This window comes from Pseudomonas imperatae (assembly GCF_057128625.1).
In genome coordinates, this window is sequence record NZ_JBSKHP010000003.1 from 134,781 (window position 1) to 157,539 (window position 22,759).

General features: G+C 65.8%; 19 protein-coding genes and 2 pseudogenes. 7 read left to right on the top strand and 14 right to left on the bottom strand.

The features are described from left to right. The first annotated feature begins 84 nt into the window (after positions 1–84). Positions 85–483: a TIR domain-containing protein gene (locus tag ACWKWX_RS05315; RefSeq protein ID WP_416422146.1), complete on the top strand. Its 399-nt coding sequence runs from the start codon at positions 85–87 to the stop codon at positions 481–483. 58 nt (positions 484–541) lie between these two features. Here the strand turns inward: ACWKWX_RS05315 and motB are convergent, their stop codons facing one another. Together motB and motA are read right to left on the bottom strand one after the other, a co-directional pair. Next, positions 542–1,579, bottom strand: coding sequence for a flagellar motor protein MotB (motB, locus tag ACWKWX_RS05320; protein WP_483827163.1), 1,038 nt, complete (start codon positions 1,577–1,579; stop codon positions 542–544). Between the two features lie 3 nt (positions 1,580–1,582). Beyond that, entirely contained in the window at positions 1,583–2,434 is an 852-nt protein-coding gene (gene motA / locus ACWKWX_RS05325; RefSeq protein WP_416422144.1) for a flagellar motor stator protein MotA, read from the bottom strand. 129 nt (positions 2,435–2,563) lie between these two features. On the opposite strand from motA, the gene ACWKWX_RS05330 reads away from it, so the two are divergent. The 4 genes from ACWKWX_RS05330 to ACWKWX_RS05345 all read left to right on the top strand — a co-directional run bounded on the left by ACWKWX_RS05330 (position 2,564) and on the right by ACWKWX_RS05345 (position 7,726). Then, complete coding sequence (locus ACWKWX_RS05330; protein WP_483827164.1) at positions 2,564–4,102, top strand: HDOD domain-containing protein; 1,539 nt, start codon at positions 2,564–2,566, stop codon at positions 4,100–4,102. Positions 4,103–4,148: 46 nt separating this feature from the next. After that, entirely contained in the window at positions 4,149–4,964 is an 816-nt protein-coding gene (locus tag ACWKWX_RS05335) for a rhodanese-like domain-containing protein (RefSeq protein ID WP_416422142.1), read from the top strand. A gap of 9 nt (positions 4,965–4,973) precedes the next feature. Next, positions 4,974–5,843 carry an archaetidylserine decarboxylase gene (gene asd / locus ACWKWX_RS05340; protein WP_416422141.1) on the top strand — a complete coding sequence of 290 codons (870 nt, stop codon included), beginning with the start codon at positions 4,974–4,976 and terminating at the stop codon, positions 5,841–5,843. Between the two features lie 119 nt (positions 5,844–5,962). Continuing rightward, complete coding sequence (locus ACWKWX_RS05345) at positions 5,963–7,726, top strand: molecular chaperone (protein WP_483827165.1); 1,764 nt, start codon at positions 5,963–5,965, stop codon at positions 7,724–7,726. 54 nt (positions 7,727–7,780) lie between these two features. Here the strand turns inward: ACWKWX_RS05345 and serB are convergent. Together serB and ACWKWX_RS05355 are read right to left on the bottom strand one after the other, a co-directional pair. After that, positions 7,781–8,764: pseudogene (gene serB / locus ACWKWX_RS05350) on the bottom strand (phosphoserine phosphatase SerB); the annotation flags it as partial. A gap of 69 nt (positions 8,765–8,833) precedes the next feature. Beyond that, positions 8,834–8,980 (bottom strand): annotated as a pseudogene (locus tag ACWKWX_RS05355) (ACT domain-containing protein); the annotation flags it as partial. Positions 8,981–9,114: 134 nt separating this feature from the next. On the opposite strand from ACWKWX_RS05355, the gene ACWKWX_RS05360 reads away from it, so the two are divergent. Further along, positions 9,115–10,635 (top strand): histidine kinase, encoded by a 1,521-nt coding sequence (locus ACWKWX_RS05360; RefSeq protein WP_416422139.1) that lies wholly within the window; start codon positions 9,115–9,117, stop codon positions 10,633–10,635. Between the two features lie 110 nt (positions 10,636–10,745). Here ACWKWX_RS05360 and ACWKWX_RS05365 read toward each other — a convergent pair whose 3' ends face one another. The 9 genes from ACWKWX_RS05365 to ACWKWX_RS05405 form a co-directional block, all read right to left on the bottom strand. Beyond that, complete coding sequence (locus ACWKWX_RS05365) at positions 10,746–11,447, bottom strand: PqiC family protein (protein ID WP_487247657.1); 702 nt, start codon at positions 11,445–11,447, stop codon at positions 10,746–10,748. Positions 11,448–11,656: 209 nt separating this feature from the next. Beyond that, positions 11,657–13,915, bottom strand: coding sequence for a DNA topoisomerase IV subunit A (gene parC / locus ACWKWX_RS05370; protein WP_416422137.1), 2,259 nt, complete (start codon positions 13,913–13,915; stop codon positions 11,657–11,659). Between the two features lie 10 nt (positions 13,916–13,925). Then, positions 13,926–14,447, bottom strand: a complete 522-nt coding sequence (locus ACWKWX_RS05375; protein WP_416422136.1) for a retropepsin-like aspartic protease family protein — start codon at positions 14,445–14,447, stop codon at positions 13,926–13,928. Next, the gene (locus tag ACWKWX_RS05380) at positions 14,444–15,436 is read right to left on the bottom strand and encodes an esterase-like activity of phytase family protein (RefSeq protein WP_483827166.1); all 993 of its coding nucleotides are present in this window, start codon (positions 15,434–15,436) and stop codon (positions 14,444–14,446) included. The genes ACWKWX_RS05375 and ACWKWX_RS05380 overlap by 4 nt, the downstream gene beginning before the upstream one ends. After that, entirely contained in the window at positions 15,436–17,340 is a 1,905-nt protein-coding gene (gene parE / locus ACWKWX_RS05385; RefSeq protein ID WP_416422134.1) for a DNA topoisomerase IV subunit B, read from the bottom strand. The genes ACWKWX_RS05380 and parE overlap by 1 nt, the downstream gene beginning before the upstream one ends. Before the next feature lie 38 nt (positions 17,341–17,378). After that, entirely contained in the window at positions 17,379–17,987 is a 609-nt protein-coding gene (locus tag ACWKWX_RS05390) for a YqiA/YcfP family alpha/beta fold hydrolase (RefSeq protein ID WP_473005189.1), read from the bottom strand. A gap of 453 nt (positions 17,988–18,440) precedes the next feature. Next, complete coding sequence (cpdA, locus tag ACWKWX_RS05395; RefSeq protein WP_473005188.1) at positions 18,441–19,256, bottom strand: 3',5'-cyclic-AMP phosphodiesterase; 816 nt, start codon at positions 19,254–19,256, stop codon at positions 18,441–18,443. A 167-nt stretch (positions 19,257–19,423) separates the two neighbouring features. Further along, positions 19,424–19,876 (bottom strand): DUF1249 domain-containing protein, encoded by a 453-nt coding sequence (locus ACWKWX_RS05400; RefSeq protein ID WP_416422129.1) that lies wholly within the window; start codon positions 19,874–19,876, stop codon positions 19,424–19,426. Next, positions 19,867–20,478, bottom strand: a complete 612-nt coding sequence (locus tag ACWKWX_RS05405) for an NUDIX domain-containing protein (protein WP_416422128.1) — start codon at positions 20,476–20,478, stop codon at positions 19,867–19,869. Before ACWKWX_RS05405 ends, ACWKWX_RS05400 begins: the two co-directional genes overlap by 10 nt. A gap of 214 nt (positions 20,479–20,692) precedes the next feature. On the opposite strand from ACWKWX_RS05405, the gene ACWKWX_RS05410 reads away from it, so the two are divergent. Then, complete coding sequence (locus ACWKWX_RS05410) at positions 20,693–21,439, top strand: RsiV family protein (RefSeq protein ID WP_416422127.1); 747 nt, start codon at positions 20,693–20,695, stop codon at positions 21,437–21,439. Here the strand turns inward: ACWKWX_RS05410 and cytX are convergent. Further along, complete coding sequence (gene cytX / locus ACWKWX_RS05415) at positions 21,408–22,694, bottom strand: putative hydroxymethylpyrimidine transporter CytX (protein ID WP_483827167.1); 1,287 nt, start codon at positions 22,692–22,694, stop codon at positions 21,408–21,410. The genes ACWKWX_RS05410 and cytX overlap by 32 nt on opposite strands. Between the last annotated feature and the right edge of the window lie 65 nt (positions 22,695–22,759).

Genomic DNA, 22,759 nt, shown 5'->3' on the forward strand with positions numbered 1-22,759 from the left:
TCTTTTTCCTGCCATCTATTGCCCCATGAAACACATCTGAACGATTGTCAGCCCCGCCATTCACCACGACGGAAAGGGACTGCCATGTCGACCTATCACCTGTTCATCAGCCAATCCTGGCGCTACTCGGACGCCTATGAACGCCTGCAGGACCTACTGCGGATGGAGCCTGCGTTCACCTTCCAGGGCCACAGCGTGCCGGCGCCGCACCCGGTGATCGAGCTGGACGCGCAGGCCTTCGAACAGGCCATCGTCGAGCACCTGCGGCCCTGTTCGGCACTGGTGATCATGGCCGGGGTGTACCCCACCTTCGGCAAGTGGATCGACAAGGAAATCGAGGTAGCCCGACGGTTAGGCAAGCCCATCATCGCCGTCAAGCCGTTCGGCCCGGAACGTATTTCGCCCACGGTGCGCAACGCCGCCAACGCCGAATGCGGCTGGAGCACCCGCACCATCGTCGGCGCCATCACCCTGCATGCCTGAAACGCACAACGCCCGCCGCGACAGGGTCGGGGCGGGCGTTGGCGGAAGTGCCGGCGGCTTACTTGGCCGGCTCGTCCATTTTCAGCGTGCCGTCTTCGAACAGGTTCAGCTTCTGGCGTAGCTCGTGGGGCTGCACCGGCGCGTTCGGATCGATGGCGGCGCCCGGCTTGCCGGCGGCACCAGGGGCAGCCGGCGCGGCAGGCTTGCCATCAGCGCCAGGCGCTGCGGGTGGCGCATCCGGCTTGGTCTCGCCCTCGATCTCGCGCTGGGCCTTCTTGGTCAACACCACGATGTCGATGCGGCGGTTGACCGGGTTCAGCGGGTTCTTGCGGTCAAACAGCGACGAAGAGGCATAACCCACTACGCGCGCCACCTGGTCATCCGGGTAACCGCCACCTTCCAGCGCGCGACGCGCGGCGTTGGCGCGGTTGGCCGACAGCTCCCAGTTGCCGAAGTCGCCCTGGCCTGCGTACGGCTGGGCGTCGGTGTGGCCGCTGACGCTGATCTTGTTCGGCACCGCCTTGATGGTGTCGGCCATGGCCAGCAGGATGTCTTCGAAATACGGCTTCAGGCGCGCGCTGCCCGTGTCGAACATGGGCCGGTTCTCGGCGTCCATGATCTGGATGCGCAGGCCTTCCTGGGTGATCTCGAAGAGGATCTGGTCCTTGAACTTCTGCAGCTGCGGGTTCTGGTCGACCTTGTTCTGCAGCTCCTGCAACAGCAGGTTCAGGCGTTCCTGGTCGATCTTCTCGGCAGCGGCCTCGGCGTCGTTCTCGTTGATCTTGTCCGGCGTCTGCGGCGTCGGCGGCGAGGTCTCGATGTCCGGGTTCAAGGTCTTGTCCGGCGCCAGCTTAGGCGTGCCGCCCATGTCGATGATGTAGGGCGACCCACTCTCGGAGAAGCCCACCGGGTCCTGGAAGTAGCCGGCGATGGCCAGCTTCTGCTCCGGGGTGGCGGTGGACAGCAACCACAGCACCAGGAAGAACGCCATCATCGCCGTGGCAAAGTCGGCGAAGGCGATTTTCCAGGCACCGCCGTGGTGGCCACCGGCGAAGCGCTTGACGCGCTTGATGATTATCGGCTGGTTATTTTCCATGACTCAGCGACCGCGAACTGCTTGTTCCAGCTCGGCGAAGCTTGGGCGATGGGCGGGGAACAGCACCTTGCGGCCGAACTCCACGGCCAGCGACGGCGGCATGCCCGAGGCCGAGGCCACCAGGGAAGCCTTGATGGCTTCGTACAGGTTGACCTCTTCCTTGGCGTCATGGCCCAGGGAGGTGGCCAGCGGGCCCATGAAGCCGTACGCCGCCAGAATACCGAAGAAGGTACCGACCAGCGCGCCGCCCACGTGGGCGCCGATCACGGCCTTGTCGCCATCACCCAGCGAGGCCATGGTCACCACGATACCCAGTACCGCGGCCACGATACCGAAGCCGGGCATGCCGTCGGCGATGCCGGTCACGGCGTGGGAGGTGTGCTCGAGCTCTTCCTTCATGCTCTGCAGTTCCATGTCGAACAGGCCTTCCAGCTCGTGGGGCGCCATGTTGCCGGAGGACATGATGCGCAGGTAATCGCAGATGTAGGCGGTCATGCGCTCGTCTTTGAGCACGGTGGGGTACTTGGCGAAAATGGGGCTGGCAGCGGCGTCCTCGATATCGCTCTCGATCGCCATCATGCCTTCGCGACGGCTCTTGTTGAGGATCTCGTAGACCAGGCCCAGCACTTCCATATAGAAGCTGTGCGAGAACCGCGACTTGAACATGCCCAGGGACTTCTTGATGACCTTCATGGTCATGTAGCCCGGGTTGGCCTGCAGGAAGGCACCAAAGGCGGCACCACCGATGATCAGCACTTCGAAAGGCTGAATCAACGCTGCGATCTTACCGTGGGATAGAACGTATCCGCCGAGCACACTCGCGAATACGACGATGATGCCGATAATTTTAGCCATAGATTGGAAGCACTTACATGTCGTGGTCAGGGTGAGGGCGCAAGATTCTAAATCTCTTGTTCTACTTATCGGCAGTTCTGCGCCAGACTATAGCCTGAAAAGGTGAAAAGCCAGTTCGGTCCCAACAGCATGCCAATTGAGCCCAACGTGCCTACCAAGACTCCCCGTACCCTTCCAGACTGGCTCAAGCTGCTCGACAGCGTGCGTTTGCCCATCCCCATGGCAAGCCATGAGCGGGTGCAGGCAGCCCTGGGCGATAGCCGCAGTTCGCTGCGCGACATTGCCGAGCTGATGCAGGATAGCCCAGCCCTGGTGCTGAGCGTGATTCGCGAGGCCAACCACCCGGTGCACCAGAGCCTGGCCGAGCCGGTGGAGAGCCTGGAAATCGCCCTCAACCGCCTGGGGCTCAAGCGTACCGAGGAGCTGCTGGAACGCCTGCCCACCGCGCAGCCCGAAGACATCCCGCGCGGCCTGCGGCAGTTGCTGCTGATCAGCCAGCACGCCGCGCAGCAGGCCAACGGCCTGTTCGCCGCACGGCTTGCGCGCCTGTGGCAGGAGATCCACTGGGGCAGCCTGCTGTTCCTGTCGCCCCTTTGGCCACTGGCCATCACCCACCCCAGCCTGCTGGAAGAATGGGAGCTGCGCGTGGTGCACAAGGGCGAAGCCGTGGCCAAGGTCGAGCTGGAGCTGTTCGGCGTGCGCCTGCTGAACCTGTGCCAGAGCCTGGCCCAGTTGTGGCGCCTGCCCGCCTGGATTCACCACGGCTACAACCTGCTGCTGGACGAGCAGCGCGAGTTCGTCAAAGTGCTGCACATTGCCCGCGACGAAGAGCACCGCCTGCGCCAGCAGCAACGCCTGGACGACGACCCCGGCCTGCGCCGCTGGCTCAACCAGCCGGCCAACACCGTGGTGCTGGCCAACGGCCTGGCCCTGGCCGCACAGGAAGCCTGGGACACCCCACACATCCTGCGCTGGCAGTACCTGACGTGCATGTACCTGCAGATGCCGCTGGATGAACTGCAACAGCAGGTGCACCAGCAGGCGGTGCAGAACGCCCGTCATTACGCCGCGCCGGCCCTGTGGCACCCGGCCGAGGCGTTGATCTGGCCCTGGGGCACCCGCCGCGTGCACCGCGGCCTGCAACCCGCGCCGCCGCCCACCGCCGAAGACCTGGCCACCTGGCGCAAGCACTGCACCGAGCTGCTGGTGGAGCCCAGCCGCTTCACCAACGCCATGCACCTGACCACCTTCGCCCGCGATGCGTTGCTGGCCTGCGGCATGCGCCGGGTGATGCTGCTGATGCTCGACAAGAACCAGACCAACCTGCGCGTGCACCAGGTGGCCGGCCTGCCCGAAGAAGCCGCCAGCCTGAACCTGCTGGTCAGCCAGAGCACCGTGCTGCAACGGCTGCTGAGCAAGCCGGCGCAGATCCGCCTGACCCCGCAGAACAACGCGCAGTTCTCGGCGCTGCTTCCTTCCAGCCTGCGCGGCCTGTTCAAGGGCGAGCACCTGCTGCTGCGCTCGCTGGCCAGCAACGAACGGGTGGTGATGCTGCTGGTGGCCGACCAGGGCGGCCTGCCCTTCGCGGAAATCTCGGTGCAAGCCGTCGCCAGGACGGCCCAGTGCATCGAACGCGCGCTGACCCTGTTCAGCAAGCGCGGCGCCTGACGCATGCGCTACAATCGCTCCCCTCTTTTCCATCTGGAGACCTCACATGGCTGATTTCTCGGGCCTGCCGCTGGTGATCGAAGCCGCTCAGCTGCAACAGCGCCTCGATGCTCCAGAGCTGATCCTGGTCGACCTCACCAGCGCCGCGCGCTATGGCGCCGGCCACATCCAGGGCGCCCGCTTCGTCGACCCCAAGCGCACCCAACTGGGCCAGCCGCCCGCGCCGGGGCTCATGCCCACGCTGCCCGCGCTGCAGGCGCTGTTCGGCGAACTGGGCCACAACGCTGACGCGGTCTACGTGGTGTACGACGACGAAGGCGGCGGCTGGGCCGGCCGTTTCATCTGGTTGCTGGACGTGATCGGCCACCGGAAATACCACTACCTGGACGGCGGCGTGCTGGCCTGGGAAGCGGCGCAACTGCCACTGACCCAGGACGTACCCGCGGCCCACGCCGGCAGCGTCGCCCTGACCCTGCACGACGAGCCCACCGCCACCCGCGAATACCTGCAGAGCCGCCTCGGCGCCGCCGACCTGGCCATCTGGGACGCCCGCGGCCCGCTGGAATACAGCGGCGAGAAGGTGTTGGCGGCCAAGGGCGGGCACATCCCCGGCGCGGTCAACTTCGAGTGGACCGCCGGCATGGACAAGACCCGCGAGCTGCGCATCCGCACTGACATGCCTGAAATCCTTGAGGCCCTGGGCATCACCCCGGACAAGGAAATCATTACCCACTGCCAGACCCACCACCGTTCCGGTTTTACTTACCTGGTGGCCAAGGCGCTCGGTTACCCGCGCGTCAAGGGCTACGCCGGTTCATGGGGCGAATGGGGCAACCACCCCGACACGCCCGTAGAAGTTTAAGGACATTCGATGAAATCCCGCTTGTTTATCCTCAGCCAGTACCTGCTGCCGCACCACCTGCTGTCCCGCCTGGCCGGCTGCGTGGCCGAATGCCGCGTGCGCTGGTTCAAGAACGCCTTCACCGCCTGGTTCGCCAAGCGCTACCAGGTGGACATGTCCCAGGCCCTGGTCGAAGACCTGACCGCCTACGAGCACTTCAACGACTTCTTCACCCGCGCGCTGAAGCCTGACGCCCGCCCGCTGGACCCAACCCCAGGCGCTATCCTGAGCCCGGCCGACGGTGCCATCAGCCAGTGGGGTGCCATCGAGCACGGCCGTATCTTCCAGGCCAAGGGCCACAGCTTCAGCGCCCTGGAACTGCTGGGCGGCGACCCAGCCCTGGCCGCGCCGTTCATGGGCGGCGAGTTCGCCACCATCTACCTGTCGCCGAAGGACTACCACCGGGTGCACATGCCTCTGGCCGGTACCCTGCGCGAGATGGTCTACGTGCCTGGCCGCCTGTTCTCGGTGAACCAGACCACGGCTGAAAACGTGCCGGAGCTGTTCGCCCGCAACGAACGCGTGGTGTGCCTGTTCGACACCGAGCGTGGGCCGATGGCCGTGGTGCTGGTGGGCGCGATGATCGTCGCCTCGGTGGAAACCGTGTGGGCCGGGCTGGTGACACCGCCCAAGCGCGAACTCAAGACCGTGCGCTACGACGAAGCTGCCCGCGCACCTATCCACCTGGAGAAAGGCGCCGAGATGGGCCGCTTCAAGCTGGGCTCCACCGCCGTGGTGCTGTTTGGCCCGGACCAGGTCAAATGGGCCCACGAACTGGGCGCCGGCTCCGTGGTGAACATGGGCCAGCGCATCGGCCAAGGCGTCGACAGCGCCGCCTGATGTTCATGCAGCCGCTGCCTCACGGCAGCGGCTACAAGCAGCGCCAAGGGCGTGCAGTCTTTGACGCAAAGGGTGACAATAGGCCGCCCAAGCTCGACTGACTCAACGGGAACCGCTCGATGTCCGCTACCCCGCCACCTCTTTTGCGCGCCCCCACGCCCTCGCAGGCCAGCCTGACGTTCTGCGAAGCCACGCCCCGCGACCTCAAGCGCTGGATTGCCGCGCTGCCCAAGGCCAACCTCGGCGAGACCGCCCGCCAGCTGTACCAGGGCCTGATCGAACTCAACCAGCTGATCACCCCCAGCGACAACCGCCTGCAGTTGCTGGAGCTGCTGCGCCCGGAAGTCTATTTCGTCTGCAACCACCTGGAACGCCACTTCCTCAACCAGTCGGTGGTGCTGGACGAACGCGCGCGCAAGATCGCCAACCTGTGCCAGGCCCTGCAGAACCTGCTGGCCGTGGGTTACAAGCAGATCGTGCTACGCGTCTCGGCGCGCCTCAAGGACCGCAACCTGTTGCTGGCCACCGCCATCCAGCGCGCCATGCATGCGCTGAAAGGGCCGCTGGTGCGCGCCAGCCTGCTCTACTGCCCGGTGCCCGAGGGCCTGTGGCTGGAGCTGCACCAGCTATATCAGGTGGCCAGCCGCTTCCAGCTGCACCGCACCTTCGTCACCGATGACCTGGTCAGCCAGGCCCATCATCAAAGCATCGAGCAGACCTACGCCACCGCCCTGCTGATGGGCAGCTCACGCTGCAACCAGATGCGCCAGCAGGCCATCGTGCAACTGGCCAACGTGCTCGAGCCATGGAGCGCGCTGACCCGCGTGGTGCCCGCCAGCGCTGCCGAGGCGCAGTTCGCCGTGGCCCCCGAGGCCGATGCGCCGCCACGCTACAAGAGCCTGTTCCCCGCCAGCCAGCTGCCGCAAATGGTCGGCCTGGACCCGCAACCCCTGGTCAAGGCCATCACCGCCTGGCTGCACCTGCCGGTGGACAAGCGCGGCCAGTCCAACCTGCTGGTGCCACCCGGCCTGACCGTGGACATGCTCCAGCACCTGGCGGCGGCCTGGGGCGACGTGGCCGAGCGCACCTTCCAGCGCACCCCGGGCCAGGGCAGCATGAGCCTGTGCGTTGGCATGAGCACCCTGCACTACTACCTGGGCGGCCAACGCAGTTTCGCCGACCTGCTCAAGCGCCCCGAGGCCGGAATGAACGCCAGCTTCGCCAGCGGCAAGCCCAGCGGCCCGAGCGACAGCTGGACGCTGGCGTTCGACGCCGCCGGCAGTGGCACCAGCGATTCGATGCTGCCCTATGAAGAGATCGACTACCCGGCCATGGACCTGGAGGGCGGCAGCGGCCAGGCCGACCGCGACTACCCGGTGCACGAACTGCAGATCATCAACCACAGCCCCGGCGGCTACTGCCTGGCCTGGCCCAAGGACGTCCCGGCGCAATTACAGGCTGGCGAGCTGGTAGGCATCCAGGACGCACCGGCCCAAGGCTGGAGCGTGGCGGTGGTGCGCTGGATTCGCCAGGTGCGCGGCGGCGGCACGCAGATGGGCATCGAGCTGATTGCGCCCCACGCCGACCCGTGCGGCCTGCAACTGCTGCGCAGCGACCAGCAGCACAGCCAGTACGTGCGCGGTCTGCAGTTGCCGGAAATCCGCGCCATCGACATCAAGGCTTCGCTGATCGCCCCGCGCCTGCCGTTCCAGGAAGGCCAGAAGGTGATGATCAACAACCACGGCGAGGAAAACCGCGCGCACCTGGGCCGCAAGCTCAGCTCCACGGGCAGCTTCAATCAGTTCGAGTTCAGGTTGCTGGAAACAGCACCAGCAGCAGCGCAGGCAGGCAGCGAGTTCGAGTCGCTGTGGAAGGAGTTGTAGCGGCCGCTGCTACGGAGGGCATCCTGTAGCAGCGGCCGCAAGGCCGCGTCACCGTCACGCCTGGCTGTCGCGCACGCCCAGCAGGTAGAGCACGCCGTCCAGCCCCAGGGTGGTGATGTTGTGGCGGGCCGACTGCTTCACCAGCGGCTTGGCGCGGAACGCCACGCCCAGGCCGGCCTTGGCCAGCATCGGCAGGTCGTTGGCGCCATCGCCCACGGCGATGGTCTGCTCCAGCGCCAGGCCTTCCTGCTCGGCCAGTTGCACCAGCAGGTCAGCCTTGCGTTGCGCATCCACGATCGGTTCCACGGCCACGCCCGTGCACTTGCCGTCCACCACCTGCAGCTCGTTGGCGAACACGTAGTCGATGCCCAGCTTGGCCTGCACCTGCTTGGCGAAGTAGGTGAAGCCGCCCGAGAGGATGGCGGTCTTGTAGCCCAGGCGCTTGAGCTCGGCGAACAGCACCTCGGCGCCCTCGGTCAGGCGCAGCGAGGCGCCGATGGCGTCCAGCACGCTCACGTCCAGGCCCTGCAGCAGCGCCATGCGCTCCTTGAAGCTGGCGCGGAAGTCCAGCTCGCCGCGCATGGCCCGCTCGGTGATTTCCGACACCAGGTGACCGACGCCGTGAGCCTTGGCCAGCTCATCGATGACCTCGGCCTGGATCAGCGTGGAGTCCATGTCGAACACCGCCAGGCGGCGGTTGCGGCGGTAGACGTCGTCCTGTTGGATGGCGATGTCGGCGTCCAGCAGCATGGCAGCAGCCAGGAAGTCGCGACGCAGCGCGCCCAGGTCGGCCGGCACGCCGCGCGCCAGGAACTCCAGGCATGCCTTGCCTTCGGCGGCCGGGGCAGCAAGGCCGACGCGAGCCGACAGACGGTCGATGGCTTCGATGGCCAGGCCATGGCGGCCGGCGATTTCAGTGACGGTTTGCACCTGGGCGGCGGTGATTTCGCGGCTCATCAGGGTCAGCACGTGGCGGTCGCCGGTGCCCGCTTCGGCCCAGCTCAGGTAGTCCTGTTCCGACAGCGAAGTGAACTGCACGTGCGCGCCGGCAACGCTGGCAATGCGCTCGCGCACCGCCGCCAGGCGGGGCGCATCGTCGGCACTGGCGACCACAGCCAGCGCCAGGGCGCCATGCTGCAACGCCTGGGCGATGTCCAGAATGCGCACGCCATCCTCGGCCAAGGCACCGGTGATGGCCGCCAACAGGCCAGGACGGTCGGAACCGGTGATGTTAATCAGGACGATTTCGCGCAAAGGGCACCCCGTTCGTGGAAAAAAATCGCATTCTACCTACTTTCAGTGACCATCGGGCACAGGCAGCGCTTTGCCGCTCTGGGGCCTGTCGCTATACTGCGCAGCAACTTCACGGACATAAAGAGCCGCGCTCAGTGAACCGGCCCACGCCAGTAAAAACCGACAATTTCTTCCTGCTGATCTTCCGTGCCCTGCGTCACCGCCGCGCACCGATAGCTCTGCGTATCGCCAGCCTCAACGTACTGCTGGTCGCCCTGGCGCTGGTGGTGTACGCCTGCGTGATGGGTTTGCAGTTCAAGCAGGCCATGCACCAGCAGGCCGACGCCCTGGGTCAGAGCCTGACCACCCAGACCGCGACCTCAGCCACCGAGCTGTTGGTGTCCAACGACATCCTCAGCCTCAACGTGCTGCTGAATAACCTGGTGAAGAACCCGCTGGTGGCCCACGCGGCCATCTACAGCGTCGACAACCGCATCCTCGCCGAAGCCGGCAGCCGCCCGAAAAGCGGCCTGCTGGGCGAAGCGGGCGGCCTGTACGAGACCAAGATCACCTTCCAGGACGTGACCGCCGGCCACCTGCGCATCAGCCTGGACATGACCCAGTTCCAGCAGCCGATGACCATCAGCCTGGAAAGCATGGGCATCCTGGGCGCCATCCTGCTGCTGGTGACCCTGATCCTCAGCCTGCGCCTGGGCCGCAACCTGTCCACCCCGCTGCTGCAACTGCGGGTGTGGCTGCGCGAAATCGACGAACACACCCCGGCCACCCAGCGCCAGGACGAGATCGGCGACCTGGCCCGCGACCTGCACCAGCGCTACGCCCCCGAGCCTGCGCCGGTGCCCGAGGTGGAAGAGCCCGAGTTCGACGAAGAGGAAGACGAAGGCCCGGCCTTCGAGGTGCGCAACCTGCGCGACGCCCGCTTCGATGAAAGCACCCCGGTGCCGGTGAAGCCTGCGCCCAAGCGCGTGGTGCATGCCGAAGAAGACGAGGACGAGGACGACGAAGACCCCTTCGCCGACCTGCGCGACACCGCGCCGGTCGCCGCCAAGCAGGCCGCCCCTGCCCCGGTGGCGCCAAAGGAACCCCAGCACAGCGCGGTATTGGCCGTGCAACTGGGTGGCCAGGAACAACTGCGCCGCCTGCCCCGCGCCCGCCTGCTGGAGCTGCTGGAGCGCTACCGCGCCTGCCTGGACCAGGCCGCCTCGCTGTACGAAAGCGAGCTGCACACCCTGAACGACGGCAGCACGCTGATGCTGTTCAACAGCGACAGCAGCGGCGAGGACTACCTGACCAACGCCATCTGCTGCGGTGAACTGCTGCGCGCCCTGGGCCACCAGCTGCAGATCGAGGTGGCCGACAGCGGCATCACCCTGCAACTGCAGCTGGGCCTGGTGCTGGGCGATGACCTGGCCGGCATGAGCCAGATCGACCTGCTGCTGACCGAACCGGCCCAGGACGCCCTGGCCCTGTCGCAGCACAGCCGCAACCTGCTGCTGGTGGAACGCCGTATCAGCGACGACAGCCTGGTGCGCCAGCGCGCCCGCATCCGCCCCATCGCCAGCCCCGAGGGTGCGTGCTGCGTGGAGCGGCTGCTGGAGCCTTACCCGTCGTTGCTGGAGCGCCAATTGGCGCGCATGCACGAGACCCGCGTTTAAACACGCGTCTTTGTGGGAGCTGGCTTGCCAGCGAGCTTTTCAGGCCTCAACAGCTCGCTGGCAAGCCAGCTCCCACAACAAAAAAGCCCGCATCGCTGCGGGCTTTTTCGTTAGAAGCGGAACACTTCCATGTCGGTGCGGATCGGCGAGGCGATCGGCATCTTCGGCTTGTCCGGCTCATCCTTGGCCACTGGCTTGGCCGCAGCCTTCTTCTCTTCCACCAGCGCCGGCTGGTTAGCCAGCGGCTTCAGCGCCACGCTCAGCTGTTCGGCCAGGCGCTGCAGCAGCACGCCCTGGGCTTTCACCTGGGCCGCGGTGCCGCCGGCGTGCTTCTCTTCCAGGTGGACGATGCGGTTGTCACGCACCTGGCCACGGCGGTCGAGCAGACGCCACTGGGCATCGAGAATGGCCGGCTGCGAATCACCGGAATCCAGGCGGGTAATCGACAGCAGCACCTGCACGTCCGGCGTACCGGTGTTGGTGGCAGGCGCCAGGGTCACGCGCTGGCTGTCCAGGCGCCACGCCAGTTGGCGCAGCAGCAGTTGATCGATGTCGGAAGACAGGCTGCCGGCCCAACGACCATCGGTCGCCGCGCTGAGGCTGCCATCAGGCTGGCGCTGCAACAGGGTTTCGCGTTGCAGGTAGTCGGCCACGGAAACCGGGCCCAACAGTACCGACATGCCGGTGCTCTGCTTGGGTTGGCCGGGGTTGCCGCTGTCGAGCTGGTAAAGCGCGACCGGCTGGTGAGCGGCGCAGCCCGCCAGGGCCAGGACACCGGTCAGCAATAAAACAGGAAGGCGCAAAAAAGTCATCATTCCATCCAGGCGGCAGCCACAAGGCTCACCGCAGTGATACTCAACGAATTCGTCCGGGTACTCAGCCACGCCGGTACCTCAAGAAGGCATATCATCCGCGAATATGCGCTACGACTCCAGCGCTTAAGCGTCGAACTGCGCTTAAAAAGCGCATTCAACCGCTCTAGCGTGCTGTCTGGAAGTGATTCCCAGACAGCACCATCGCGTCAGCCGGCGTTTTCCACCAACAGGGCATCTACTCGCTGGAAACCACGCGGCAGCTTGTTGCCGCGCCGCCCGCGCTCGCCCTTGTAATGCTCGAGGTCCTCGCCCTTGAGCGACAATGTACGCTTGCCGGCTTGCAATACAAGCGTTGCGCCATCGGAAATCACCGCCAAATCAGTGACGTATTCCTCACGGCTGGCCACGCGTTCACCGGGAATGCCGATGATTTTGTTGCCCTTTCCTTTGCCCAGCTGCGGCAGGTCGGCCACTTTGAAAACCAGCAGGCGGCCTTCGGTGGTGACCGCTGCCAGCCAGTTGTTCTCGCGGTCCGGCACCGGCCGTGGGGCCAGCACCTTGGCGCCGTTGGGCAGGCTGAGCAGGGCCTTGCCGGCCTTGTTCTTGGCCTGCAGGTCTTCGCCCTTGACCACGAAGCCGTAGCCGGCGTCCGAGGCAATCACGTACAGGGCATCGTCGTCGGGCAGCAGCACGCACTCGAAGGCGGCGCCTGGCGGCGGTGTCAGGCGCCCGGTCAGCGGCTCCCCCTGGCCACGGGCCGACGGCAGCGTGTGCGACGCCACCGAATAGCTGCGGCCAGTGGAGTCGATGAACACCGAGAACTGGTTGGAGCGCCCCATGGCGGCGGTCTTGAAGCCGTCGCCGGCCTTGTAGGACAGGCCAGTCGCGTCGATGTCGTGGCCCTTGGCGCAACGCACCCAGCCCTTCTCCGACAGCACCACGGTGACCGGCTCGGTCGGCATCAGCTCGTTTTCCGACAGGGCCTTGGCCTCGGCGCGAGCCACGATCGGCGAGCGACGGTCGTCGCCGTAGGTCTCGGCGTCCTTGATCAGTTCGCTGCGCACCAACTTGCGCAGTTTGCTCTCGCTGCCCAGCAGGGCCTGCAGCTTGGCTTGCTCCTTGGCCAGCTCGTCCTGCTCGTTGCGGATCTTCATCTCTTCCAGGCGCGCCAGCTGACGCAGGCGGGTCTCGAGGATGTATTCGGCCTGGGTCTCGGTCAGGTCGAAGCGGGCGATCAGCGCGGCCTTGGGGTGTTCCTCGGTGCGGATGATGTGGATAACTTCATCCAGGTTGAGGAACGCCACCAGCAAGCCTTCCAACAGGTGCAGGCGGCGCTCCACCTTGTCCAGGCGGAACTTGAGGCGGCGGCGCACGGTGTTGATGCGGAATTCCAGCCACTCCAGCAGCAGCGCGCGCAGGTTCTTCAGCTGCGGGCGGCCGTCCAGGCCAATGATGTTGACGTTGACCCGGTAGGTGGACTCCAGGTCAGTGGTGGCGAACAGGTGCTGCATCAGCTCGTCGAGGTCCACCCGGTTGGAACGGGCGATGATGACGATGCGGCACGGGTTCTCGTGGTCCGACTCGTCACGCAGGTCGGCGACCATCGGCAGCTTCTTGGCCTGCATCTGCGCAGCGATCTGCTCCAGCACCTTGGCGCCGGACACCTGGTGCGGCAGCGCGGTGACGACGATGTCGCCGTCCTCGATGCGGTACACCGCACGCATGCGCACCGAGCCACGGCCGGTCTCGTAGATTTTCAGCAGCTCGCTTTGCGGGGTGATGATTTCCGCTTCTGTGGGGTAGTCAGGCCCCTTGATGTGCTCGCACAGCTGTTCGATCGTGGCTTTTGGCTCGTCGAGCAGGCGCACGCAGGCGCTGGCCACTTCGCGCAGGTTGTGCGGCGGCACGTCGGTGGCCATGCCCACGGCGATGCCAGTGGTGCCGTTCAGCAGGATGTTCGGCAAACGCGCCGGCAATACGGCCGGTTCATCGAGGGTACCGTCGAAGTTCGGCACCCAGTCCGCGGTGCCCTGGCCCAGCTCGCTGAGCAGCACTTCGGAATAGCGCGACAGGCGCGCCTCGGTGTAACGCATGGCCGCGAACGACTTGGGATCGTCCGGCGCCCCCCAGTTGCCCTGGCCGTCCACCAGGGTGTAGCGGTAGCTGAACGGCTGCGCCATCAGCACCATGGCTTCGTAGCAGGCCGAGTCGCCGTGCGGGTGGAATTTACCGAGCACGTCACCCACGGTACGGGCCGACTTCTTGTGCTTGGAATCGGCATCCAGCCCCAGCTCACTCATGGCGTAGACGATACGACGCTGGACCGGCTTGAGGCCGTCGCCGATGTGCGGCAGGGCCCGGTCCATGATCACGTACATGGAGTAGTTGAGGTAGGCCTGTTCGGTGAAGTCAGCCAGCGAGCGGCGTTCTACGCCGTCCAGGCTGAGATCAAGGGAGTCGCTCATGCGGGCCTCATCATTGTGTAGTCTGGCGCAGCAGCATGGTGCCGCCGCGCTGGGAAAATTCGAGTTGTTTCAGGGCGCTCATGCCGAGCAGCACCTGGTCGCCATCCATGTCGGGGATGGCAACGGCGCGTACGTCCTTGAGGACGATGTCGCCCAATTGCAGGCTGGCCAGCCGCGTGCGATAGCCCTGGGCCTGGCCGTTGGCGGTGTTCACCGTGATCGGATAGCCGTAGGGCAGCTTCAGCTGTTCGGCCAGGGCCTTGCTCACCGCCACGTCGGTGGCGCCGGTGTCGAGCATAAACTGTACCGGCGTGCCGTTGATCATGCCGCTGGCCACGAAGTGCCCCTGGCCGTTGCTGGCCAGGCGCACCTCGATGTAACCCTGGCCGTGCTCGCTGGCCACCACCGGGTTGGGGTTCTCGCGGGCCTGCTGGAAATGCCCGAAGAACCGCGTGGCCAGGAACAGCAGCGCAGCCCAGGCCAGGATCAGGAAGATCCGCCCGGCGCGCTTGCCGGCAGGTTGCGTGCTCACGGGGCAGCGTTCCAGCCGCCTGCGGGCGCGGCAAAGCGCCAGACGATGGGGCGCACCTCACCGTCGGCCCGGGCGCCATCGTTGTTGTCGATGCCCACCCAGGCGCCGGTGTCGTCGACGATCAGCGCTTCGGCCAGCCCGTATTCCTGGGAATACTGGCGGTTGGGCAGCAGCGCCTCGTCGGCGAACGACCAGCAGTGCTCGACCTTGGCGGTCTGCAGGTCGCGACGGCAGATCTGGTAGATGTTGCGCTCCAGGGTGTACAGCTTGCCCTTGTACAGCGACAGGTCGGCGAAGTCGCGAGCCACCAGGTGCGGCTTGGGCAGCTTGTCGGGCTGCATTTCGGTGCCACCCTCGTTCAGCAGGATGCAGCTGCCCTTGCAGCCCCAGGTGCCGTCAGCCTGCTTGTACATCGACAGCAGGCCGCGGTGCTGGCGCTCGGCGGCCAACCACAGGTGGTCGCCGGTGGCATTGATGGCCAGGCCTTCGAAAATGGCGTTGAAGTGGCGCAGCATGCCCTTGGCGTTGGCTTCGCGGATTATCGCGGGGTCGATCTTCAGCCAGTTCGGCTTGCCGTCCACGGGCACCTGCAGCACGGCGGCAAAGCCTTCGCTGACCAGGTAGCGGTTGCCCTGGGCGTCGCAGCTGATGCCTTCGAAGTCGAGAATGCCACCGCGGATCACCGCGGCCGCATGGGCCGTGGCGCGCAGCATCATCGGCAGGCCGGTGTCGGCCGGTGGCGGCGGCACGTCGATGAGCACGTTCTCGGCCTTCCACACGGTGTCACGGGTGTCGAGCCGGTAGATGATGCCGTCGTCGCGGTCCGATTCCGTCCACAGCCGGTCGCCGCAGGCGGCGATGCCCGACAGGTTGCCGCCGACCATCCCGTCCACCGGGTGCTCGGCCAGCAACTTGAGCTGCTCCACTGGCGCGGCGTGCGCCAACAGCGGCAACACGGTCAGCAGCAGCGCTGCCAACGCGTGCCGCATCAGGCCAGCACCTCGGCCAGGTTGCCCTTGGATTCCAGCCACGTCTTGCGGTCGCCGGCGCGTTTCTTCGAGAGCAGCATGTCCATGATCTTCGCCGTGTCCTCGAAGTCACCCAGGGTCAACTGCACCAGGCGGCGAGTGTTGGGGTCCATGGTGGTTTCGCGCAACTGCGGCGGGTTCATCTCGCCCAGGCCCTTGAATCGGGTGACCTGGGGTTTGCCACGCTTCTTCTCGGCCACCAGGCGGTCGAGGATGCCGTCGCGCTCGGCCTCGTCCAGGGCGTAGTAGATCTCCTTGCCCAGGTCGATGCGGTACAGCGGCGGCATGGCCACGTAGACGTGGCCGGCGTCCACCAGCGGGCGGAAGTGCTGCACGAACAGCGCGCATAGCAAGGTGGCGATGTGCAGGCCGTCGGAGTCGGCGTCGGCGAGGATGCAGATCTTGCCGTAGCGCAGCTGGCTCATGTCCGCGGCGCCCGGGTCGACGCCGATGGCCACGGCGATGTTGTGCACTTCCTGGCTGGCCAGCACTTCGCTGCCGTCCACTTCCCAGGTGTTGAGGATCTTGCCACGCAGCGGCAGGATGGCCTGGAATTCCTTGTCCCGCGCCTGCTTGGCCGAGCCGCCGGCGGAGTCACCCTCCACCAGGAACAGTTCGGAGCGCATCGGGTCCTGGCCCGCGCAGTCCGCCAGCTTGCCCGGCAGCGCCGGGCCCTGGGTGATGCGCTTGCGCTCGACCTTCTTGCTGGCCTTCAGGCGGCGGCCGGCGTTGCTGATGGCCAGTTCGGCCAGCTGCATACCCAGCTCGGGGTGGGCGTTGAGCCACAGGCTGAAGGCGTCCTTGACCACGCCGGACACGAAGGCCGCAGCCTCGCGGGAGGACAGGCGTTCCTTGGTCTGACCGGAGAACTGCGCGTCCTGCATCTTCATCGACAGCACGAAGGCGATGCGTTCCCAGATGTCTTCCGGCGCCAGCTTCAGGCCGCGCGGCAGCAGGTTGCGGAACTCGCAGAACTCGCGCATGGCGTCCAGCAGGCCCTGGCGCAGGCCGTTGACGTGGGTGCCGCCCTGGGCCGTGGGAATCAGGTTGACGTAGCTTTCCTGCACGCTGTCGCCGCCCTCGGGCAGCCACAGCAGCGCCCAGTCCACCGCCTCCTTGTTGCCGGCCAGGCTGCCGCAGAACGGCTCGTCGGGCAGGCGGCTGAATTCGGTGACCGCGTCCACCAGGTAGGAGCGCAGGCCGTCTTCGTAGTGCCATTCGACCTTCTCGCCGGTGCCTTTGTCTTCAAAGGTCACCGACAGGCCCGGGCACAGCACGGCCTTGGCCTTGAGCACGTGTTTGAGGCGGCTGACCGAGAATTTCGGCGAATCGAAGTATTTTGGGTCGGGGGCGAAGTAGACGCTGGTGCCGGTGTTGCGCTTGCCCACGGTGCCGATCACTTCCAGGTCGGTGGCCTTGAAGCCATCGGCGAAGGTCATCTGGTACTCGTTGCCGTCGCGCTTGACCTTGACCCGCACCTGGTTGGACAGGGCGTTGACCACGGAGATGCCCACGCCGTGCAGGCCGCCGGAGAACTGGTAGTTCTTGTTGGAGAACTTGCCGCCGGCGTGCAGCTTGGTGAGGATCAGCTCGACGCCGCTCACGCCCTCTTCGGGGTGGATATCCACAGGCATGCCGCGGCCGTCGTCGCTTACTTCCAGCGAGTGGTCGGCGTGCAGAATCACCTGGATCGACTTGGCGTGGCCGGCCAGCGCTTCGTCGACACTGTTGTCGATGACTTCCTGGGCGAGGTGGTTCGGCCGCGTGGTGTCGGTGTACATGCCCGGGCGTTTGCGCACCGGGTCGAGGCCCGAGAGGACTTCGATGGCGTCTGCGTTATAAGAGCTAGCGCTGGGATTGGCCATGGGTTCTCGTCGTCAGTCGTTCATGAAAAATAAACAGCTCAAAGCTGGGCAAAATCGATGCCGCGGTACAGCCCGGGCTCGATCCCGGCGAAATTCAGCAGGCTCGGCAGCTGCGCGCCGAAGCCCTGGTAGCCATGGTCGCCGCCGGCCTGGATGCGCAGCGCGCAGGCCCGGTAGAAACGCTCGGCCTGGCGGTAATCAAGGGTTTCATCGGCCGTCTGCAGCCACACTTGATAACGCAGGGGGTCTTGCGGGGCCGCCACTTCCAGGGCGGCCAGGGCGTCCACGTGGTCCAGGGTCAGTTCCCAGCTCTCACCGGTATACAGGTTTTGCTGGGTGCCGAGGAAACCGTCGAACAGGCGGTGCGGGTTGACCACCGGGTTGATCAGCAGGGCCTTGAGGCCGTGGCGCTCGGCCAGGTGAGTGGCATAGTAGCCGCCCAGCGAGCTTCCCACCAGCAAGGGCGCGCCCAGCTCGGCGATGGCGGCGTCCAGCTGGCCAATGGCCTCACGTGGATGATGGTGCAAAGCCGGCACCCGCAGCTGCCCTTCCAGGCCCATGCGCTGCATGACCTCGGTGAGCATGCTGGCCTTCTTCGACGCCGGCGCGCTGTTCAAACCGTGGATATAGAGAATGGAACCCGTCACGCCGACACCTCCCTTGCAAAAGGCGCCCAGTTTACAGCGCCTTGGTGACGTTTAGGCAGGGGAAGAGGTTCTGTAACGATTTTATGGCTCGCTGACCACCGTAGCCGCTGCCGCCAGGCTGCGCTGGCCCGGGTTTTCGCTGGAGTTTTTCAGTGTACCCAAGGGCCAGCGCAGCCTCCGGCAGCGGCTACGGTGCCGGCTGCGAGTCGTTGCATCCTGGCAGTTCACTCTGTTCATCGCTACCCCAGGTTTTCAACCATCTGCTGACTTGATCTCCGCTCGAATGATTACCGGACTGCTGGTAATCCCTCCAAGACTCCAGAGCCTCAATGCAGAAACACTTCTGCAAACTCTCTTGGGCATGGGCGCCGACGGTGCTGCCTTCGACGATCAGTACCCTGACATCCTGGCGTTGCCCTAATTTGGTGCCTCGCGATTCGTCATCCATGGCTATTAATACCCTTCGGCGGCCATGTCCGGGGTGAACTCGAAACCTTCGAGCCGCGAAACCCCTGTTTCAATCTTCCCGTCCGGCAACAACCGCAACCACCGGTAGCCCGGCGCCAGCTCGTCCAGGGCGAAATCCTCGCTGCCTGGCTTGAACTGGATGCAGGTGGACGGCGAGGCGATCAGCCGCACGCCGTTGCGTTCGCGTTCGAAGTCCTGGTGGATGTGGCCCCACAGCAGCGCGCGGGCCTGTGGGAAGCGGTCGAGCACCTCGAACAGCGCGTGGGGGTTGCGCAGGCCGATGGGCTCCATCCATGGACAGTCGATGGACACCGGGTGGTGGTGGAAGCAGATCAGGTGGTGGCGCTCCGGGGCCTCGCTGAGGGCCTGGGCCAGCAATTGCAGCTGGTCGTCGGCCAGGTAACCCGGTACCGAGCCGGTCACCGACGAATCAAGCAGGGTGATGCGCCAGTTGCCCAGGTCGACCACCGGTTGCAGGTAGTCACGGCCCTGTGCGGCCTGCTCCATCGGCAACGGCTCGTCGTGGTTGCCGGCGAACCAGCGCTTGGGCGCCTGGATGGGTGCGGTCAGGGCCTCGAAGCGCTGGTACGACTCCAGGCTGCCGTCCTGGGACAGGTCGCCGCTGGCCACCACCAGGTCGATGCGCGGCTGCTCGGCCAGCACCTTCTCGACCACCCGCGCAAGGCTGCCGGCGGTCTTCAGGCCCAGCAGGGCGCCGTCGACGTCGGCGAACAGGTGGCTGTCCGAAATCTGCACCAGCAGCACGGCTTCGTCGGTGGTGGGGGTGGGTGCGCTCGGCAAGGCCGTCTCCTTCAGGGGGTACCAGCAAGGATTATGGTGGGGATGCGGGCGGGGGGCAAACGCGGGGGCGGGATGTGGCTCACATCTGCGGATAAAAAGCCTGAACGTGGCCAGGCCTGGAGCTGCACGGCGCAGGTGTTGTCTCGTCCTTGAGATCGAGGGGTTTGCTAGCGCACATACTCATACTCATGCCCACACGCCAGGCAATGGCTCAGCCACTCTCCCAGGAACAGGTTCAACTGCGCCTTCTCGTCGGGCTGGTGCATGCTGGCGTTGGGGTACGGGTACACGCTGCGGAAGCGGCGGGCGTGTTCGGCGCTGACCACTTCGGCCATGCGCGCGTCGTGGTAGACCTGCACTTCCAGCTGCGGCACCGGCAGCCAGGGCAGGCTGTGCTCCTGGCGCACGCGCAGGGTGGTGGTATAGGGGCAGGCGAGCAGCACTTCCAGGGTGAGCACGCCCAGCATCTGCTCGCCCTGGGTCATGGCCACTTTGCGCGAATGCTGTTCATGGCGCATGTTCGGCAACAGGCGCATCAGGCGCGCGTAGTTTGCCTCGCAGGCTGCCTGCAGGCCGACCAGGTCGACACGGTAGCGGTCGCGCAACAGGTTCACTTCCACAGCCCCCTGACTTCCTCGCGGTTCAACGCCAGCCACTGCAGGGCGATGATCGTTGCCGCGTTGATGATCTTGCCATCGCGCACGGCCTGCAGGGCGTCTTCGAACGCCCATACCGTGACGCGGATGTCCTCGTTCTCGTCCTTCAGGCCGAACAGGCCGCCCACGCCTTCGCTGCTGCAATGCCCCAGGTACAGATGCACGAATTCGGTGCTGCCGCCTGGCGAAGGGAAGTACTTGGTGATCGGCCAGAGCGACTGCAGCACAAGCCCAGCTTCCTCCTCGGCCTCGCGGTGCGCAACTTCTTCCGGTTGCTCGGCCTTGTCGATCAGACCGGCAACCATCTCCACCAGCCAGGGGTTGGCAGTTTTCAACATGGCGCCGACGCGGAACTGCTCCAGCAGCACCACTTCGTCGCGCCTGGGGTCGTAGGGCAGCACGCACACGGCGTCGTGGCGCACGAACACTTCGCGGGTCATGTCCTTGCTGGTGCCGCCATCGAACAGCTCATGGCGCAGGTGCAGGCGGTCCAGTTGGTAGAACCCCTTGTAGCAGTTCTCGCGCTTGAGGATCTCGACCTTGGTCGGCTGTGCCCTGTCTGTCATGTAAAACCTCGTCATCGTCCGTGCAGCTTCGCGCCATCCTAACTGCGATGCCAGCGCTTTGCAGCCCCTTTGAACCGCCATTCGCGCCCGGCAAGATAGGCGGCAGGGCCCCAGCCCGTTACTATTGAGCTTAGTGGCGAACTGAAGGCGATGCCGAGAGTCGAAGCACGACAACATTTGCCCGCAACCCCCTTCCTGACCGTCAAGGAACACCATGTCGCTTCTGAAATTCACGTCCATGGCCGCCGTGGCCCTGACATTGGGCGCCTGCCAAAGCCTGTTTCAGCCGAGCATGAACAAACCGCTGGACACCCGCCGCGACGCCTTCGAGCACACCAAGCCTGGCTGCACGGCGCCGGACTGCCCGCTGTTCAACCTGGACGTGATCCATTTCCCTGGCGAGCCGGCCCTCGACCCGATCATGGAACGCGGCATGCTGCAGTTGACCCGCACCGACGCCGACGCGCCGCTGCCCACGTCCTTGAAAGCCTACGAGGACAGCTTCCTGGCCCACGCGCCCAACCGCTACGGCAGCTACCTGCAATCCAAGGTACGCGACCAGCATGACGGGCTGGTGATCGTGGAGGTGTCGAGCTACCTGGACACCGGCGCGCCCGAGGGCGTCCCCGGCCGCGACTTCATCAACTGGTCGCGCCAGCAGCACAAGGTGCTGACGCTGGCGGACATGCTGGTGCCCGGCGAAGAACCGGCGTTCTGGAAGGCCGCGGAAGAGGCCCACCGCGGCTGGCTGGTGGACAACGGCCTGGCCAGCGACCCCAAGTTCGTCAAGGACTGGCCGTTCAAGCACACCACGCACATCGCCCTGACCTCGGCAGGCATCATCCTCAAGTATGACGTCAACACCATCGCCCCCTATGCGCTGGGGCAGGCCGAGATCAAGGTCGACTACCAGCGGCTCAATGGCGTGATCAAGCCGGCACTGTTTCCCGGCCGCGGCTGAAGGCCGCCAGCACCGCGTGCAGCACCCCGGCCAGCAGCAATGACGGCAGGGTAGCGCCGACCTCGGGGTAGAGGTTGGCCAGCACGTGGTAGGTGGCGATGCCGCCCACCCAGGCCACCAGCGCGGTCCAGCGCAGCGGCACGGCTGGGGCCTGGCTGCTGCGCTTGCGCAGGATGAAGTGGTCCACCAGCACCACGCCGAACAGCGGCGCGAACACCGAGCCAATCAGCAGCAGGAAGTTCTGGTACTGCGCCAGCGGCGCAAAGCAGGCAATCAAGGTGCAGACGATGCCGATGGCCAGCGCCAGGTGCTCGACCTTCAGGCGCACCAGCAGGCCGGTGGACACCGCTGCCGAGTGAATGTCGGCGAAGGCGTTTTCCGACTCGTCCAGCAGAATCAGCAGCAGCGGGATGCCCAGCCCGGCGCCAGCCAGCGCCAGTAGCAGCGCGTTGGTCTCGCCGCTCGGCGCGAAGGCCAGGGTGTAGGCAACGCCCAGGCTCATCAGCCAGAAGTTGCCGATGAAGAAGCCCAGCACGGTGCCACCGAACACGCCCTTGGCCGCACGGCCGAAGCGCGAGTAGTCGGCGATCAGCGGCAGCCAGGACAGCGGCATGGCGATGGCAATGTCGAAGCCCACCGCGAAACTCATGCTGCCGTCGCCGGCCTTGGCCCACAGGGCGCCCAGGTCGGCCTTGGCGAACAGGTTCCAGGTCAGCCACAGGCAGGCGGCCAGCAGCAGCCAGATGCCCCATTTGCGCAAAAACTTGCGCACGAAGGTCAGCGGGCCGCTGACCGCGAGCAAGGTGGCCAGGGCACCGAACACCAGGGTCCAGAGCATCGGGTGGGTGAGCGCGCTGCCCTCGCCAAACGCCCGCGCGCCGAGCAGGCTGGCGGCGTCGCGCATCACGATGATTTCAAACGCGCCCCAGCCGATCAGCTGCAGCAGGTTGAGCAGCGCCGGCAGCGCGGCGCCATGTTGGCCCAGGCTCAGGCGCAAGGCGGCCATGGACGACAGGCCGGTGTCGCTGCCAATCACGCCGACGGCGGCCAGCAGCACCACGCCTACCGCGGTGCCGAGCAGAATCGCCAGCAACGAACCCGACAGGCCCAGGCCCGGCGCCAGCAGCGCACCGGTCTGCAGCACCATCAGGCCGATGCCCAGGGAGAACCACAGGGAAAACAGGTCCCGCGCGCCGAACACGCGCTGGGACGAAGGGACGGCAACGTCCGGAGAGTAATGGCTGGGTGTGTTCAATTTGGATCTCGGAGGAGATGGGTTGTTATGCACATTGGGACTGTGGGAGCTGGCTTGCCAGCGAG

Excerpts from the sequence above, each read along its gene's own strand:
- ACWKWX_RS05410 (WP_416422127.1), top strand. The coding sequence starts at position 20,693 with ATGTCGCTTCTGAAATTCACGTCCATGGCCGCCGTGGCCCTGACATTG.
- motA (WP_416422144.1), bottom strand. The coding sequence starts at position 2,434 with ATGGCTAAAATTATCGGCATCATCGTCGTATTCGCGAGTGTGCTCGGC.
- ACWKWX_RS05405 (WP_416422128.1), bottom strand. The coding sequence starts at position 20,478 with ATGACAGACAGGGCACAGCCGACCAAGGTCGAGATCCTCAAGCGCGAG.
- parC (WP_416422137.1), bottom strand. The coding sequence starts at position 13,915 with ATGAGCGACTCCCTTGATCTCAGCCTGGACGGCGTAGAACGCCGCTCG.
- motB (WP_483827163.1), bottom strand. The coding sequence starts at position 1,579 with ATGGAAAATAACCAGCCGATAATCATCAAGCGCGTCAAGCGCTTCGCC.
- asd (WP_416422141.1), top strand. The coding sequence starts at position 4,974 with ATGAAATCCCGCTTGTTTATCCTCAGCCAGTACCTGCTGCCGCACCAC.
- ACWKWX_RS05345 (WP_483827165.1), top strand. The coding sequence starts at position 5,963 with ATGTCCGCTACCCCGCCACCTCTTTTGCGCGCCCCCACGCCCTCGCAG.
- ACWKWX_RS05315 (WP_416422146.1), top strand. The coding sequence starts at position 85 with ATGTCGACCTATCACCTGTTCATCAGCCAATCCTGGCGCTACTCGGAC.
- ACWKWX_RS05365 (WP_487247657.1), bottom strand. The coding sequence starts at position 11,447 with ATGACTTTTTTGCGCCTTCCTGTTTTATTGCTGACCGGTGTCCTGGCC.
- parE (WP_416422134.1), bottom strand. The coding sequence starts at position 17,340 with ATGGCCAATCCCAGCGCTAGCTCTTATAACGCAGACGCCATCGAAGTC.
- ACWKWX_RS05335 (WP_416422142.1), top strand. The coding sequence starts at position 4,149 with ATGGCTGATTTCTCGGGCCTGCCGCTGGTGATCGAAGCCGCTCAGCTG.
- ACWKWX_RS05330 (WP_483827164.1), top strand. The coding sequence starts at position 2,564 with ATGCCAATTGAGCCCAACGTGCCTACCAAGACTCCCCGTACCCTTCCA.
- ACWKWX_RS05380 (WP_483827166.1), bottom strand. The coding sequence starts at position 15,436 with ATGCGGCACGCGTTGGCAGCGCTGCTGCTGACCGTGTTGCCGCTGTTG.